The organism is Cupriavidus sp. GA3-3 (genome assembly GCF_000389805.1).
GTDB classification, from domain to species: Bacteria; Pseudomonadota; Gammaproteobacteria; order Burkholderiales; family Burkholderiaceae; genus Cupriavidus; species Cupriavidus necator_D.
In genome coordinates, this window is sequence record NZ_KB944501.1 from 41,290 (window position 1) to 55,457 (window position 14,168).

Genomic DNA, 14,168 nt, shown 5'->3' on the forward strand with positions numbered 1-14,168 from the left:
CATCCCGTTCAGGAGAGTCCCACCATGATCCAGTTCCAGGTCGAAGGCATGTCGTGCAACCACTGCGTGGGCGCCATCACGCGTGCCGTACAGGCGGTTGACCCGGCCGCGCGTGTCAGCGCGGATGTGCCCGCCCAGGCCGTACGCGTCGAGAGCAGCGCCGACCCAGAGGCCCTGCGCGATGCCATCGAAGAGGCCGGCTATCCGGTCAAGTCGGTGGCGTAAGCTGGCCACCGCAGCCGGCGCCAACAAGAAAGGGCACCCCCGGGTGCCCTTTCTGCCGTCAGTGTGCCGCGCTCAGAAGCGGTAGCCCACGTTCAGGAAGGTCACCACCGGATCGATCTTGATCTTGGTGTGTGACTGGATCGTTACCGGGCCCGCCTGGGTGGTGAAGGACGCGCGGGTCGACAGCGGCACGTACGAGACCGACAGGCCGACGAACCAGTTGTCGTTGATGGCGTAGTTGGCGCCGATGTTGAAGACCGGGTTCCACGACGGCTTGGCGCTGGCGGTCATGCGCGCACCCGGCAAGAACTCGCGGTTCACGAAGTTCTGGTTGGTGATGGTCTCGTCGGTGAACCAGGTGTAGTTCACGCCGATGCCGACATAGGGACGGAACCTGGTCTTGGCGTCGAAGAAGTGGTACTTGACCAACAGCGCCGGGCTCCACTGCTTGACCGAACCGAGCTTGCCATACTGGGCATAGTTGCCGGTGCCCTTGACGTCATGCTTGGGCGGAATGCCCGCGACGATTTCACCGGAGATGTTGTCGGTGAAGAAGTGCGTGAAGGCCAGGCCCAGCGTGTCGGCAGATTCGATCTCCGCGCCGGTGTTCGGCCGGGTCATGCCGACCGGGCGGCCGTTGATGCTGTCGACAGTCAGCGGATCGGCGGAGCTGTTCGGCATCACGCGGAACCAGCCCAGACTGACGATATTGCTGCCGGCGGACTGCGCGTGTGCGGCTCCGGCCAGCGCCATGACAGCGCCTGCCGCCAGCATCTTCTTATAGGTCGATTTCATAATCCTCTTACTCCTCTTTCGGTTACTGCCGTGTGCATTATCCGGCCAGCCGGAGCACGACTGTTTCACCGATGACACTGATTCGTAGAGGACGCCCCCTAAAGGGAGGGTTAACCACTAAGAAACCAGCATGGGAGCGGCTCTCAGGGCCGTTCACCGAGGCATCCGCACAACGGTTTATGCCGTGCGCAGGAAAAAACCCTCAGGTAAAAGAGGTTTTATGGGGCAGGTGCGCAACAATGGCCGCGCGCCTGCCCCATCCCGGTGCGGTCAGGGCGTCACGATACTGAAGTTCGGCTCGGACTTGTCCATCAGCGCCGTCCACGTCGCCAGCGCCTGCGGGTCGCCGTCCACACGGGCGCGGCCCGCCTGGGTCTCGGCCTGCAGTGTGGTCTGGCCGGCCAGCACGCCCATCAGCACGGCGCGCGGCATGGTCAGCGTGGCCTGCGGGGACGCGTGCTGCGCGTCGGGCTTGTAATGGAACACGCCGTTCTCCACCGTCAGCGCAAAGCGCTTGCCGGTGTCCGGCTGTACCCAGTTCAGCGCCAGCGTCTTGCCCGCGGCGCGGTCGCCGTTCAGGCTGATCGCCAGGTAGTCCAGGAACATGGTGTCGGTCATGGCGCGCAGCACGTCCGGGCTGCCGGCGCGGCGGCCGGCCTGGGGCGGGCCGCTGCGCAGTTCGGCAGCACCGGTCAGGTAGGCATTGCGCCAGGTCGAGGATTCGGCCTGGTAGCCGAGCTGCTCCAACGCGTCGGCTTCCAGCCGGCGGGCAGCCTGGTTGGACGGATCGGCAAAGACCACGTGCTTGACCACCTCGGCCACCCAGCGGTATTCGCCACGCGCATACGCCGCGCGCGCCTGCTCCAGCACGCGCGCCGCGCCGCCCATGAATTCGACATAGCGCTTGCCCGCCTCTTCCGGCGGCAGCGGGTTCAGGTTGGCAGGGTTGGCGTCATACCAGCCGAGGTAGCGCTGGTATACCGCCTTGGCGTTGTGGCTGACGGTGCCGTAGTAGTCGCGCAGATGCCATTCGGCGGCCAGCGACGGCGGCAGCTTCACGCGCTCGGCGATCTCGGCCGGCACATAGCCCATGTTGGCCAGCCGCAGCGACTGGTCATGGATGTACTTGTAGCCGTCGCGCTGCTTGCCCAGGTAAGTGACGATGTCCTGGCGGCCCCAGGTAGGCCAGTGGTGCTGGGCGAACAGGACCTCGGTGCGGCCGCCGAAGCGGTCGATGGTCTCGTCCAGCGCGCGCCACCACTGGTTGGCGTCGCGCACCTGGGCGCCGCGGATGGTGTACAGGTTGTGCAGGTTGTGGGTGGCGTCCTCGGCGGCGCACAGTGCCTTCCACTGCGGGAAGTACATCAGCATCTCGGCCGGGGCCTCGGTGCCCGGCGCCATCAGGAATTCGATCTGCACACCATCGATGGTGCGCGTCTCGCCGGTCTTGTGGATCAGGTCCGTCGGCGGGATCAGCGTCAGCGTGCCGTGCGCCACCCCCTTGCCCAGCCCCGCATCCACCTGCCCGGTTGCCGAGCGCGGCAGGTTGAAGCCATACATGTACTGCGCGCGCCGGCTCATGGCGTTGCCGGCGAAGACGTTCTCGCTGACGGCCTCTTCCATGAAACCTTCCGGGGCCAGCACCTTGACCCGCCCGGCCTTGACGTCGTCTTCGCTGACGACGCCCTTGACCCCACCGAAGTGGTCGCCATGGCTGTGCGTATAGATCACCGCGACCACGGGCTTCCTGGGCCGGTGCTTGAAGTACAGGTCGAGGCCGGCGCGCGAGGTCTCCATCGCTGTCAGCGGGTCGATCACGATCAGGCCGGTATCGCCCTCGATGATCGTCATGTTGGCGATATCGAAGCCACGGATCTGGTAGATCCGATCCGTCACCTGGAACAGCCCGTTGTGCATGTTCAGCTGCGCCTGGCGCCACAGGCTGGGGTTCACGGTGGCCGGCGCCCGGTCTTGCTTGAGGAAGCCATAGGGGGCCAGCGCCCAAACCACATTGCCCTTGGCATCGCGGATCTCGGTGTTATCCAGCGTGCCGATAAAGCCACGGCGCGCGGCCTCGAAGTCACGCCGGTCCTGGAACGGCAGCTGTTGCAGCACGGCCGCATTGGCACGGGCGGTGGCATCGGTGGCGGGATTGCCCGCGGTGGCCGGGGCAGGTGCGGCGCCGGCGGTGCCGGCAAGGCTGATGGCGGCTGCAGCCAGCGCGGCGGCGGCTGCGGCAATGGCAGTCGGGTACGACATCCTGGTCTCCTGGAAATCCTGGGCCGGATGTCCGTATCCGGCCTGCAACACTTCCGTAATTGTGCTGAACGTTCAGTACAATACTGGAGTTTGCTGGCAGACCCCGGCCGCTGTCAAATAGGCATCCGGCCCGAATACTCATAAATTGCTGCCGGCACCACCTGTCTTCCGCCCCCGCCCATGCCACCGACCCGCCCGGCCGCACAAAAGCCTCCAGCCTCCGTCACCAAGAACCGCCGCGGCCTGGAAACCCGGGAACGCGTCCTTGCCGTGACGCGCGGACTGATCAGCGCACACGGCTACGCCGAGGTGACCCTCGACCAGATTTCCGCCGAGGCCGGCGTGGCCAAGAGCAGCCTGTTGTGGCATTTCGGCAGCAAGGAAATGCTGCTGGCGGAGGCCGCAACCAGCCTGTTCCGGGATATCGGCGAGGAGCTCGGCACGGAGCCGCACCGGGGCAAGACCGCGGCGCGGCGGCTGGAAAACGCCTTCGACCGGGTGGCCGACTATTTCACGGCCAATCCGGAAGCCAAGGGTGTCGTGCTGGCCTTGCTGTTCTCAGGCAGCGTGCCGCCCAGCGTGCGCGAGGAGATCCGCCGCAGCTGGGACGCGCATGTGCAGGACCTGGTCGATGCGCTGTCCGCCCCCGGGCGCCCACTGCCCGCGCCGATGGCGCGCCTGATGGTGGCGACCATCCACGGCTGCTACTGCCACTGGTATGCCAGCGACCGCAGCGAACCGATCGCCGGCTTCCTGGCACCGGCGCGCGAGCTTTTCAGCGACTGGCTGCGTGCCCGCGATGGCGCGGGGTAGTCACCCGCGGCTGGCCAGCACGCAGGCCGCCAGGTCCCACAGCGCGTAGCCCACGCTCTTGAACACCAGCGGGCTGCCGGCCCGCGCACGGATGGCATCGGCCTGCAGGATCGCGGTCTCGAACGGCTGCACGTCGGCCCAGTCGATGCCGGCCTGCAGCAGGTCGCCGGCTTCGTCCTCGATCCCGAACAGGGTATCGGCCAGCAGCCGCCCGCTATCCGCGGCCGCATGGCACAGCGCCGGCGGCAGTTCGCACATGTCGGGCCGGAACGCACCGACCGCGGCAATGAAGTGATCGTCGCGCCAGAGGCCGCTGTCCAGGTCCGGCAGCACCGGGCTGCGGCTGGACGTGACCGTGACCACCATCGATACACGAGGCAATACTGCAGCGACCGACTCGGCTACCTGCGCTTCCACGCCCAGCGTGCGCGCGTGCGCGGCCAGTGCCTCGGCCTTGTCGCGCGTGCGCGAATGCAGCCACACCTTGCGCACGCCCAGCCCGGCCACGAAGGCCTCCAGGTGCGTCAGCGCCTGCACGCCGGCGCCGACGATCAGCAACTCGCAATCCTTGCGCGCGGCAAAGCACTGCGCCGCCAGCAGCGACACGGCCGCGGTGCGCCGTCCCGTCACCGTGGGGCCGTCGAGCATGGCGATGCGCACGCCGGTGTGCGCGTCGGCCACCACCACCTCGCCGAGGATATTGGGCAGCCCGCGCTGCGGGTTGCCGGGATGGACGGTGATGTTCTTGGTCATCACCAGGCCGCGGTTGCGCGCGGGCATCACTAGCAGCGTGCCTTCGCCGCCTTGCGCATCGCCCACCGGCAGCGCAATGCGCGGCGGCGCCATGGCGGTGCCGTCGCGCAGCTCGGCCAGCATGTCGGCGATGGCTTGCGCCAGTTCGGGATACGGCAGGCGCGCCGCGGTGCTGGCGGCATCGAGGGGGACGAGGGACATGCGCTGGCTCCGGCAAGACGTTGCGAAGCGCCATTATTGCGCACAGAGCGCCAGCGGCCTCAGCGTTTGGCCGCTGGCACCGGCGCGCGCACTGACGCGCCACGCACCTCGATGCCGATGCGGTCCACCACCTTGCCAGACGCATCGAGCAGCTCCACCTGGTGCCGCCCCGGCCACGGCAGCCATGCCACCTCGCCGCCGCGCCCCAGCGGCTTGCCGTCCATGCGCCAGCTGACCGTGCGCGCGGTCTGGCCGGCCACGCCCTCGGCATGGAACCAGACCCGCTGCGCCGCGGGCGGCATGTCGGGGTCCAGCGCAAACACGGTGCCGTCGGCGGGATTGGCGATCACGGGTGCGGTCGGGCGCGCGGCGGGTGCGCTCACGCTGACGCGCCGGATCGCCGTGCCGGCCAGAAAGACTTCATCGCGCGCCGGCTCCAGGCCGTCGTCGAAGCTCAGCGCCACGCGCTGCACGCCGTCGGGCATGGCGGGCGCGTGGCTGGCGCGCGTGCGGTGCAGCGCTTCCATGATGTCGTGCCAGACCGGCGCTGCGCCCGATACGCCCGAGACCTCGTGCATGCTGGCGCCGCTGGCATTGCCCACCCACACGCCCACGGTGTAGTGCTGCGACCAGCCGATGCACCAGTTGTCGCGCATGTCCTTGCTGGTGCCGGTCTTCACCGCGGTCCAGAAGCGCGTGGTGAGCGGGCTGTCCAGGCCGAAGGTGCGCGCGCGCGCATGGCGGTCCGACAGGATGTCGGCAATCACGTAGCTGGCGCCTGGTTGCATCACCACTGTCATCGATGCGGCTGGCGGCGCCCCTTCCCGCAGCCGTGGCGGCGCGTAGCGCCCGCCATTGGCCAGTGCCCGGTACGCATTGGTCAGCGCCAGCAGCGACACGTCGGCGCTGCCCAGCGCCAGGCTGAACCCGTAGTAGTCGCCGGCCTCGGTCAACGGCAGCCCCAACGCCACCAGCCGCTTGTGGAAGCGGTGCGGGGTCACCATCACCAGCGTGCGCACTGCGGGCACGTTCAGCGACGCGGCCAGCGCCGCGCGCAGGCTGACCCAGCCGGCATAGCGGTGGTCGTAGTTCTGCGGCACGTAGAGCCCGCCGCCGACCGGCAGGTTCACCGGCCGGTCGTCCAGCAGCGAAGCCGCGGTCAGCCGCTTCTCTTCCAGCGCCTGCTCGTACAGGAAGGGCTTGAGCGTCGAGCCCGCCTGCCGCAGCGCCGCCGCGTGGTCCACCTGCGCGGCGCCTGACAGCGTGCCCGACGAGCCCACATAGGCCAGCACGTCGCCGCTGGCATTGTCGATCACCACCACCGCGCCGTCCTCGACATTGCGCCCGGCCAGTTCGCGCAGGTGCCGGTCCAGGCTGGTGGCAGCCTCGCGCTGCAGGCGGGCATCGAGCGTGGACGCGATGCGCGCAGGCATGGGTACGCCCGCGGCCAGTTGCGAGCGCGCTTCGCCGACCAGGCGCCGTGCCAGGTGCGGTGCCAGCTGCGGCGACGACGCCGATGGCGTGGCGGCCGCGGCGCGCTGTGCGACCGGCCCGGTGCGCAGCAGCGCCAGTTGCGCAAAGCCTTCCAGGCCTTCACACTCGCGCGGCAGGCGCATCTCGCGCAGGATGCCGCAGGCGCGGCTTGCCACCTGGGCGGCCTTGGCATTGGGCGCGCGCACCAGCGCCACCGCCAGGGCCGATTCCCTCGCGTTGAGCCCTTCGGGGTACTTGCCGAACAGCACCTGCGACATCGCAGACAGGCCCACCAGCTCGCCGCGGAACGGCACCAGGTTCAGGTAGCCCTCCAGGATCTGGTCCTTGCTCCAGCTGCGCTCCAGCGCCGCCGCACCGGCGGCCTGCCCCAGCTTCTGCGTCAAGCTGCGGCCCTGCCCCGGCGCGCCCGGCCGGCGCAGGTCCTCATCGAGCAGGCCCGCCAGCTGCATGGTCAGCGTCGAGGCGCCGCGCGTGCGTGTGTTCCACAGGTTGGCCCAGGCCGCGGCCGCCACGCCCTGCCAGTCGACCCCGCTGTGGGCATAGAAGCGCCGGTCCTCCGACAGCACGATGGCAGTGCGCAGCGCGGGCGAGGTATCGGCCAGCGCGACCCAGTCGCCGCGGCGCGCGCGGAAGTCGTCGCGCACGCGGCCCACGGTATCGCCGTGGCGGTCCAGCACCACCACGTCGGCACTGCGCCAGTCGGTACGGACTTGCTCGAAGGACGGCAGCGCCATGGCCGGCGCGGACCAGATCAACGCCGTCGCCAGCACCATGCGAATACAGCGCTGCTTCATGCCTGCTCGCGTCCCGCCACGATGCCCGCCACCAGCAGCACCTGGGCCGCGGCGTAGGTCCACCAGATGCCAAGCTGGAAAGATTCGAACGGCACCAGGAAGCGCGCGATGCCGATCATCATGTCCGATGCGGCAAAGCACAGCGCCCCCAGCGCCGCCAGCGGCGTGGGCAGGCGCGCCACCAGCGCGCTGCAGGCCATCGCCGCAAGCACGCCCACGTATACCGCCACCGGCACCGTCAGCGGGCCCATATTGGGCCAGAAGCGGCCCAGCATGGTGCCCGCCACGCCCAGCATGGCGCCGCACGCAATCAGCCGGTGCGGACGCGTGTCGCCCGCCAGCGGCACCAGTACGCGCAGGTAGGCCAGGTGCGCGAGCAAAAAGGCGCCAAGCCCGCCCATGAACGAAAACGTCAGCGTCGGCAGCGCCAGCAGGAGGTCGCCCAGGGCCGAGAACAGCAGCGCAGTGACCAGCCAGCGGCGCTCAACCAGCGGCCGGTGGAACCACGCGGCGCGTGCCAGCAGCAGCGCCATCGCGGTCTTCCACGCGGGCTGCATGGCGATATGCCCGGTCAGCGGCGCGCCTTCAGGCAGCTCGATCGCCACCTGCACCAGCAGCGCGCCGTAGATGATGCCGGCCAGCGTGCCCGCGAGCCACCACTCGCGCACGCGTGCCGGCATCATCATTGCCAGCCAGCTCATGGGCGCGCCCCCACCGCCAGCCGCGCATTGGGCGCCACACCGAACACGTCGGGCGCGTACAGCGCTTCCACGCGCGTGGGCGGCAGCGCGAAGTCGCCGGCGTTGTTCAGCCGCACCGTGTATTCGACCGATACCGTGCCCTTGGGCAGGTAGCCGAAGTACTCGCGGTAGGCCTGCGGCGTGCGCTCGGTGTAGGCCGGCCAGGCCGCGCCCTTGCGCCGCTCGCCGCGCGTGGCGATCGTGGAGTCACGGCCCAGGCCGCTGCCGAGGATGGTGGCGCCGGCAGGCACCGGATCGCTGACCACCACCCAGGTCATGTCGGCCTGCGCATCGATCTCCAGCTTGACGCGGTACACATCGCCGCGCGACCACTTGCCCTGCACCGCCTGCTCCTGCGGCGTCACGGTGCGCTTGATGCGGTAGCCCGCGGCCAGCGGCGCGGTCACCGGCACCGCCGCCAGCGCCTGCACCGTGGCCCACGGTTGGCCGGCGCCGGCGTGCTCCACCTGCAGCGTGCCGCCGTCGGCGCCGGTCGGCCACGGCAGCTCGACGCTGCCCTGAGCCATACCGTCGGTGCGCTGCGCGCGCGCCCAGTCGAAACTGCGCGAGGCGTCGGCCGCATTGCTCACGCTCGCCCGCGTGGTGCCCGCCACCGGGGTCTTCTCGAACGCCTGCGAGAAGCGCGTCACCGCCAGCATGCCCCACGCGTTGGCAGTGGTGGTGCCCCAGGCACCATGCACCTGTCGGCCCAGCAGCCCGGTGGCCAGTTGCGGCGCATCTTCCTTCCAGCCCGGCAGTTCCGACGCCAGCGCCAGCAGGCGCGCGGCATTGGTGTCGCCGCCGGCCATCATCCACCACCAGTTGTCGTTGCGCTCGGTGGAGAACGCCAGGCGCGTGCCCTGCACCGTCAGGCGCGAGCGCAGCAGCTGCTGCGCCTCGGCCAGGCGTTGCTCGCGCTGCGGGATGTCCTGCATGCGCGTGAGCAGCAGGGTCCAGTCCAGCAGCGCCGAGGTCGGCCACTGCGCCGGCAGGATCTGGATCGAGCCCAGCATGCGCGCCTGCGCATGGCCGGTGCGCGACAGCGCCTCGAGCGCGGCCAGCTTGCGCGCGTCCAGGTACTGCGTTCCGGCCACCGGGGCCCAGCTGTCGCGGCGGATGCGGCCTTCGACGAAGTCGGTCAGCCCGCGCTCCATCCGCGTGCGCTGCGCGTCGGGGATGCGCAGCGCCAGCCCGGCGCGCGCGGCCTCGTCGGTGACCGCCAGCAGGTAGGCGGTCAGCACTTCGCTGCCGAAGTCGCCGTCGGCGTTCAGCGGGAAGTACGAGGCCAGCCCGTTGGCATCGAGGTAGGACGGCAGCTGCGTCATCAGCGCGTCCCACGCGGCGGTGTCGTTCAGGCCGATGGCCTTCGATGCGCGCTGCTCCAGGCAGGTGAACGGGTAGTTGCGGAACCACTCGCGCACGCCCGGCATGCCGCCCGCCAGCGACGACTGGAAGTTCACCTGCAGCCCGCCGCGCACCTTGCCCGCAGGATCCGCCAGCGCGCCCGGCGGTGCCTTGAGCGGCACCGACAGCGACGGCGACACCTGCGCCAGCGTGGCCTGCTGCACTGTCACCGGCACCGCCGGCACGATCTGCTGCGACACCTTGATGCGGTCGGCCGCGCCCCCCGTGCCCTGCTCGCTCGCCTGCACTTCCCACATCACGGTGCCGCTGCGTGAGTACGCCAGCAACGCTGGCGCGGTCACGTCCCAGCCGATCTCGCGCGCTTCGCCGGCAGGGATCTGCACGGTCTGCGCCGGCAGGCTGGCCTCATTGCCGAGCAGCGTGCCGCGCGCGCTGGCCTGCACCGTCATCGCGCGCCTGGTGGTATTGCGCAGCGTGAACATGGCTCGGTAGCGGTCGTCCTCGCGCACCAGCAGCGGCAGGCCGGAAATCACCTGCAGGTCCTGCGTGGCGGCGATGGTGGCGCTGCCCGTGCCGAAGCGGCCGAGGCCAAGGTCCGCCACCGCGACGATGCGGAAGCTGGTCAGCGAATCGTTGAGCGGCACCTCGATGCTGGCGCGGCCCTCGGCGTCGAGCTGCACGCGCGGGTTCCATACCAGCAGCGTGTCGAACAGCTCGCGCGTGGGACTCTTGCCGCCGCCGCCGCCCGCCGGCACCGCCTTGCGCCCGTAGTGGCGGCGCCCGATGATCTCCATCTGCGCGGTCGACGTTTCCACGCCGTAGCCGCGCCGCTGCAGCATCGCATCGAGCAGATCCCAGCTGGTGTTGGGCATCAGTTCCAGCAAGGCCTGGTCCACCGCGGCCAGCGCCACTTCGCCGTTGGCGGCGGGCTTGCCGTCTGGCAGCTTCACCTGGATCGCCACGCGCGCCTTGCCGCGCACCGGATAGCTGGCCTTGTCCGGCGTCACGGTAACGTCGAGCCGGTGGCCCGCATTGCCGACGCGGATCTCGGCGAGCCCCAGCCGGAAGGCCGGCTTGGACAGGTCCACCAGCGCGGTCGGCGCGGCGTATTCGCGGCCCTCGCTGCGGAACGCGCGCCACCACTCGCCCGGCTGGCGCCAGCCCCAGGTGAAGAACGAATACCAGGGCACCTCATGCAGGCGCCCGCGCAAGGCCAGCACCGACACGTAGACGTTGGGCCCCCACTCCGGCTTCACCTGCACGCGCACGGTGGGATCGCTGCCATGCAGTTCCACCACCTGGGTCTGGTAGATGCCCTCGCGCTCCACCGCCACCAGCGCGGTGGCATGGCGGAACGGCATGCGCACCTGGAACACGGCGGTGTCGCCCGGCGCGTAGGACTTCTTCTCCGGCAGCAGGTCGATGCGGTCATGGTTCTCGCCGCCGAACCAGAGCTCGCCCTGGCGCGTGACCCAGACCGTCGAGGCCGCCTGCGCGGTGCGCCCGTCCTTGTCGCGCGCGCTCGCCACCAGTTCGATCTGGCCGGCCTGCTCCAGCGCCACGTCGCAGCGCGCACGGCCCTGCGCATCGGTGCGGGTCTCGCACACGGTGCCGAGGTCGCGCGTCTCGGAGCGGTTGTCATAGCGGTAGAAGCCGCCCACCACGCGCTTGCGCGCCGAGGTGGTGATGCGTGCCCGCGCGTTGATCTTGACCGGCGCATCCGCCACCGGCTTGCCGTTGACGTCCAGCACCACGCCGTGCACGGCCAGCTTCTGCTTGACCGAGACCCAGCCATCGGTGCGGATGCCGGCCACCACCGCCGCCGGCCACACCGGCACGGTCTGGCGCAGCGTCTGGATCTCGCCGTTGGGGTCGGCAAAGCCGGCTTCGAGCAGCAGGTCGCGCGGGGCTTCAATCTTGGGCAGCTTGCGCAGCGTGACGGTGCCGTTGCCGTTCTTGTCGAGCGTCACCGGCAGCTTGTCGGCAACCAGCTTCTGGCTGTCGGCACTGGCATCGCCCTGCTCGTCCTCATCCATCTCCTCGTCGCCGCTGGCGCTTTCGCGCTGCGCGCGCGGCGGGTTGAACGAGAACTCGTCATAGCCGGGGAAGCTGACGTACTTGTCGCGCACCAGCGCGGACACACGCACGGGCAGCCCGGCCGCACCGCCGCCGGAGAGGTAGTGGATCTCCACGCCGACCGGCAGTTCGGCAGGCGCCACCACGGGCCCCGCCTTGCCTGCCACCTGTAGCGTGCCGGCCAGCACCGGCAAGCGGAATGCCTCGACCCGGAAACTGCCACTGGTGTAGCCGCGCGCACCGCCATTGTCCTGCGCGCCTTCACCCTTCTGCGTTTCCAGCTCGACGCTGTAGACCCCCAGCTTGGCCGCCGCCGGCACCTGGAAGGTGCTTTCCGCGCTGCGCCCGCCGGTCGCGGTCTGGCGCCATTGCAGCGGCAGCTCGTAGGTCTGGCCACTGCCTTCATGGCGGATCACCACGCGCGTGGGGAGCGGTCGGCTGGCCGGCGGCAGGGCAAAGCCCTGCGCGGTCTCGGCGCGGATCACATGCTTCATCGACACGGTCTCGCCGGCGCGCAGCAGCGTGCGGTCGAAGATGGTGTGGGCGCGCACCGTGGGTGCGGTGCCGGTGTCGGTCGGCACATTGAAGCGCCAGCTCTCGATGCCGCGGTTCCAGTCCGACATCACGAAGGCCATGTCGGCCTTGCCGCGTGCCTGCGGGTGGCCGACGCCGATGCGGGCCGAGACGAAATAGCCCGACAGCCCGTTCTGCTCGCAGGCGCCCTCGGGCGCCGCCGCCAGGCTGGCAAAGCGCACCACGCCGCTGGCATCGGTACGCCCTTCGCCCAGCAGGCGGCCGCTGCAGTCGCGCACCGTCACGGCGGCATCGGCAACCGGCTTGCCGTCGTCCAGTGCGGTGACCCAGGCCAGCCCGCTGCGGCTGCCATCGTCTTCATTGCCGGCGCTGCGGCCGAGCTTGAAATGCACGCCCAGGTTGGTAACCAGCGCCGCGGTGCGCACGTACATCGGCGCACGCTTGCCCAGCAGCGACTCGCCCAGCATCGGCGAGGCGATCTCCACCACATGGAAGCCCGGTTCCGGCAGCGGGATGCCCACCACCTCGAACGGCCGCGGCGCATCGCCCGAAGGCTTGGGCACGGCCAGCTTCTGCACGCCGGGGGCGCGCTCGAGCAGGGACACCGAGCGCGTCTCGATCGACACGGCATTGCGCGGGTTGTTGACTCGATACGGGGAGCGGCCCGCCAGCACGGCGTCGAGCTCGGCCCGGGTATAGCTGGCCTCATGCATGCGGCGCACCAGGCCAAACCACTGCATCACGGCAGTGTCGTCGTCCACGCGCAGCTTCATCACGGTGCCGGCCCTGGCCTGCACGCCGCGCACGGCGAGGTCAGCCTCGACGTTACGCAGCGTCACCGGCAGCAGCGGCGGGTAGTCGGCCGGCGCCTTGCCGCGCGGCAGCTCGCCGAAGCGTTCCACCACGCCAAACGGCGCCGCGGCAAACTTGGCCAGCGGCGGCATCGATGCCGTGGCCACCTTGAGCGGGAACAGGTCGGCATTGGCCAGCGTGCGGCCGCTGTCGTCCTTCAGGTTGCGCGGCACTTCGATGGTGAACTGGGCCTTCTCCGCGAACGGCGCGGCAAAGGTCAGCGCGCTGACGCTGGCGTCCGGCGCCAGGTCGGGATCGAACTGCGGCGCGCGCGGGCCGGACGGCGTCTTCAGCACCACGCTCTCGGCCAGCTTGCGCGGCACCGGCGAGGAGAAGCTGACCGACATCGGCCGCAGCGGCGTGCACGGCGACTGCGCGTGTTCACGCTCGCAGCTGAAGCTGGCGGTGAAGGGTTCGCGCACGGTGTAGTCAAAGCGGCGCTCGTCGCGCGTGGCCACGCCGGAGGGCGTGGCAATGCCCGCGCCCAGCACCAGTTGCACCCGCGCCGCGGCCGGCAGCCGCTGCTGACAGGCAAGCAGGTGCACGGCATCGGGCGCCTGCTTGGCGATGCGTTCCCAGTGGATGGCGTCGAGCACGGCATCGCGCTCCTTGCCGGCGAGCAAGCGCACCGGGATGCGCTCGCCCAGCCCCTGCGCCTGGCACCAGGCGTGCTCGCGCACCGAGGCCGCGGTGGCGGCGCCATTGAAGCGCAGCGCAAAGACCTGGTCTTCCTCGATCTCGCCGCCCGCAGGCCGGCTGGACACGACCGTCGGGCCGCCGGTCTCGAAACGGTACTCCGGCTTGCCGGCATAGGCGGTGCCGGCCACGCTGCGCAGGCCGGTGCGCATGCGCACGGTGCAGCGCACGCCCGGCGGCAGGTCGCTGGCAAAGTCATAGACCCAGTTCTTCGCATCGATCCAGCGGGCCTGCCCGCCGGTGCCGGCACCGATGCAGGAAACCGCCGCGGGCGCGGTGGCCTGGACGTCGCCCATCGGCACCATGGCCTCGTCAAAGCGGATCGCCACCTGCCGCACCTGCCCGACCGTGCCTTCAGGGGAGAAGCGCGTCACCTGCGCGGCCTGCGCGCCGCCCGCTGCCAGGATTCCAAGCGTGGCCACCAGGGCCAGGACTGCGCGCCGCGCATGCAATTGCATTGGCATCCTGCCAAGACCCCGATCGGCTCGGGCGACGATTCCCTTCATCCTGCCATCCTCCGTTCCCGCCACGTTTGCGGCACCCGGCGAGGGTGACACGCACGCCACAGGAG

8 protein-coding genes are annotated in these 14,168 nt (G+C 70.2%); 2 read left to right on the forward strand and 6 right to left on the reverse strand.

Features of this window, described 5'->3' with window-relative positions:
- Positions 1–24: 24 nt before the first annotated feature.
- Complete coding sequence (locus tag C265_RS24370; protein ID WP_010811295.1) at positions 25–225, forward strand: heavy-metal-associated domain-containing protein; 201 nt, start codon at positions 25–27, stop codon at positions 223–225.
- 72 nt (positions 226–297) lie between these two features.
- Here C265_RS24370 and C265_RS24375 read toward each other — a convergent pair whose 3' ends face one another.
- Positions 298–1,020: an OmpW family protein gene (locus tag C265_RS24375; RefSeq protein ID WP_010811296.1), complete on the reverse strand. Its 723-nt coding sequence runs from the start codon at positions 1,018–1,020 to the stop codon at positions 298–300.
- Positions 1,021–1,290: 270 nt separating this feature from the next.
- Positions 1,291–3,279 (reverse strand): alkyl/aryl-sulfatase, encoded by a 1,989-nt coding sequence (locus tag C265_RS24380; RefSeq protein ID WP_010811297.1) that lies wholly within the window; start codon positions 3,277–3,279, stop codon positions 1,291–1,293.
- Between the two features lie 180 nt (positions 3,280–3,459).
- Between C265_RS24380 and C265_RS24385 the strand changes: the two genes are divergently transcribed.
- Positions 3,460–4,092, forward strand: coding sequence for a TetR/AcrR family transcriptional regulator (locus tag C265_RS24385; protein ID WP_037025237.1), 633 nt, complete (start codon positions 3,460–3,462; stop codon positions 4,090–4,092).
- Here C265_RS24385 and C265_RS24390 read toward each other — a convergent pair whose 3' ends face one another.
- From C265_RS24390 to C265_RS24405, 4 genes are read right to left on the reverse strand one after another with little or no spacing between them, the layout of a single operon-like run.
- The gene (locus C265_RS24390) at positions 4,093–5,046 is read right to left on the reverse strand and encodes a delta(1)-pyrroline-2-carboxylate reductase family protein (RefSeq protein WP_010811299.1); all 954 of its coding nucleotides are present in this window, start codon (positions 5,044–5,046) and stop codon (positions 4,093–4,095) included.
- Between the two features lie 59 nt (positions 5,047–5,105).
- Positions 5,106–7,334: a penicillin-binding protein 1C gene (gene pbpC / locus C265_RS24395; RefSeq protein ID WP_010811300.1), complete on the reverse strand. Its 2,229-nt coding sequence runs from the start codon at positions 7,332–7,334 to the stop codon at positions 5,106–5,108.
- Positions 7,331–8,035, reverse strand: coding sequence for a lysoplasmalogenase (locus C265_RS24400; protein ID WP_011616248.1), 705 nt, complete (start codon positions 8,033–8,035; stop codon positions 7,331–7,333). The genes pbpC and C265_RS24400 overlap by 4 nt, the downstream gene beginning before the upstream one ends.
- Positions 8,032–14,103 carry an MG2 domain-containing protein gene (locus C265_RS24405; RefSeq protein ID WP_037025238.1) on the reverse strand — a complete coding sequence of 2,024 codons (6,072 nt, stop codon included), beginning with the start codon at positions 14,101–14,103 and terminating at the stop codon, positions 8,032–8,034. The genes C265_RS24400 and C265_RS24405 overlap by 4 nt, the downstream gene beginning before the upstream one ends.
- Positions 14,104–14,168 lie beyond the last annotated feature (65 nt).

Excerpts from the sequence above, each read along its gene's own strand:
- C265_RS24370 (WP_010811295.1), top strand. The coding sequence starts at position 25 with ATGATCCAGTTCCAGGTCGAAGGCATGTCGTGCAACCACTGCGTGGGC.
- C265_RS24375 (WP_010811296.1), bottom strand. The coding sequence starts at position 1,020 with ATGAAATCGACCTATAAGAAGATGCTGGCGGCAGGCGCTGTCATGGCG.
- C265_RS24380 (WP_010811297.1), bottom strand. The coding sequence starts at position 3,279 with ATGTCGTACCCGACTGCCATTGCCGCAGCCGCCGCCGCGCTGGCTGCA.
- C265_RS24385 (WP_037025237.1), top strand. The coding sequence starts at position 3,460 with ATGCCACCGACCCGCCCGGCCGCACAAAAGCCTCCAGCCTCCGTCACC.
- C265_RS24390 (WP_010811299.1), bottom strand. The coding sequence starts at position 5,046 with ATGTCCCTCGTCCCCCTCGATGCCGCCAGCACCGCGGCGCGCCTGCCG.
- pbpC (WP_010811300.1), bottom strand. The coding sequence starts at position 7,334 with ATGAAGCAGCGCTGTATTCGCATGGTGCTGGCGACGGCGTTGATCTGG.
- C265_RS24400 (WP_011616248.1), bottom strand. The coding sequence starts at position 8,035 with ATGAGCTGGCTGGCAATGATGATGCCGGCACGCGTGCGCGAGTGGTGG.
- C265_RS24405 (WP_037025238.1), bottom strand. The coding sequence starts at position 14,103 with ATGAAGGGAATCGTCGCCCGAGCCGATCGGGGTCTTGGCAGGATGCCA.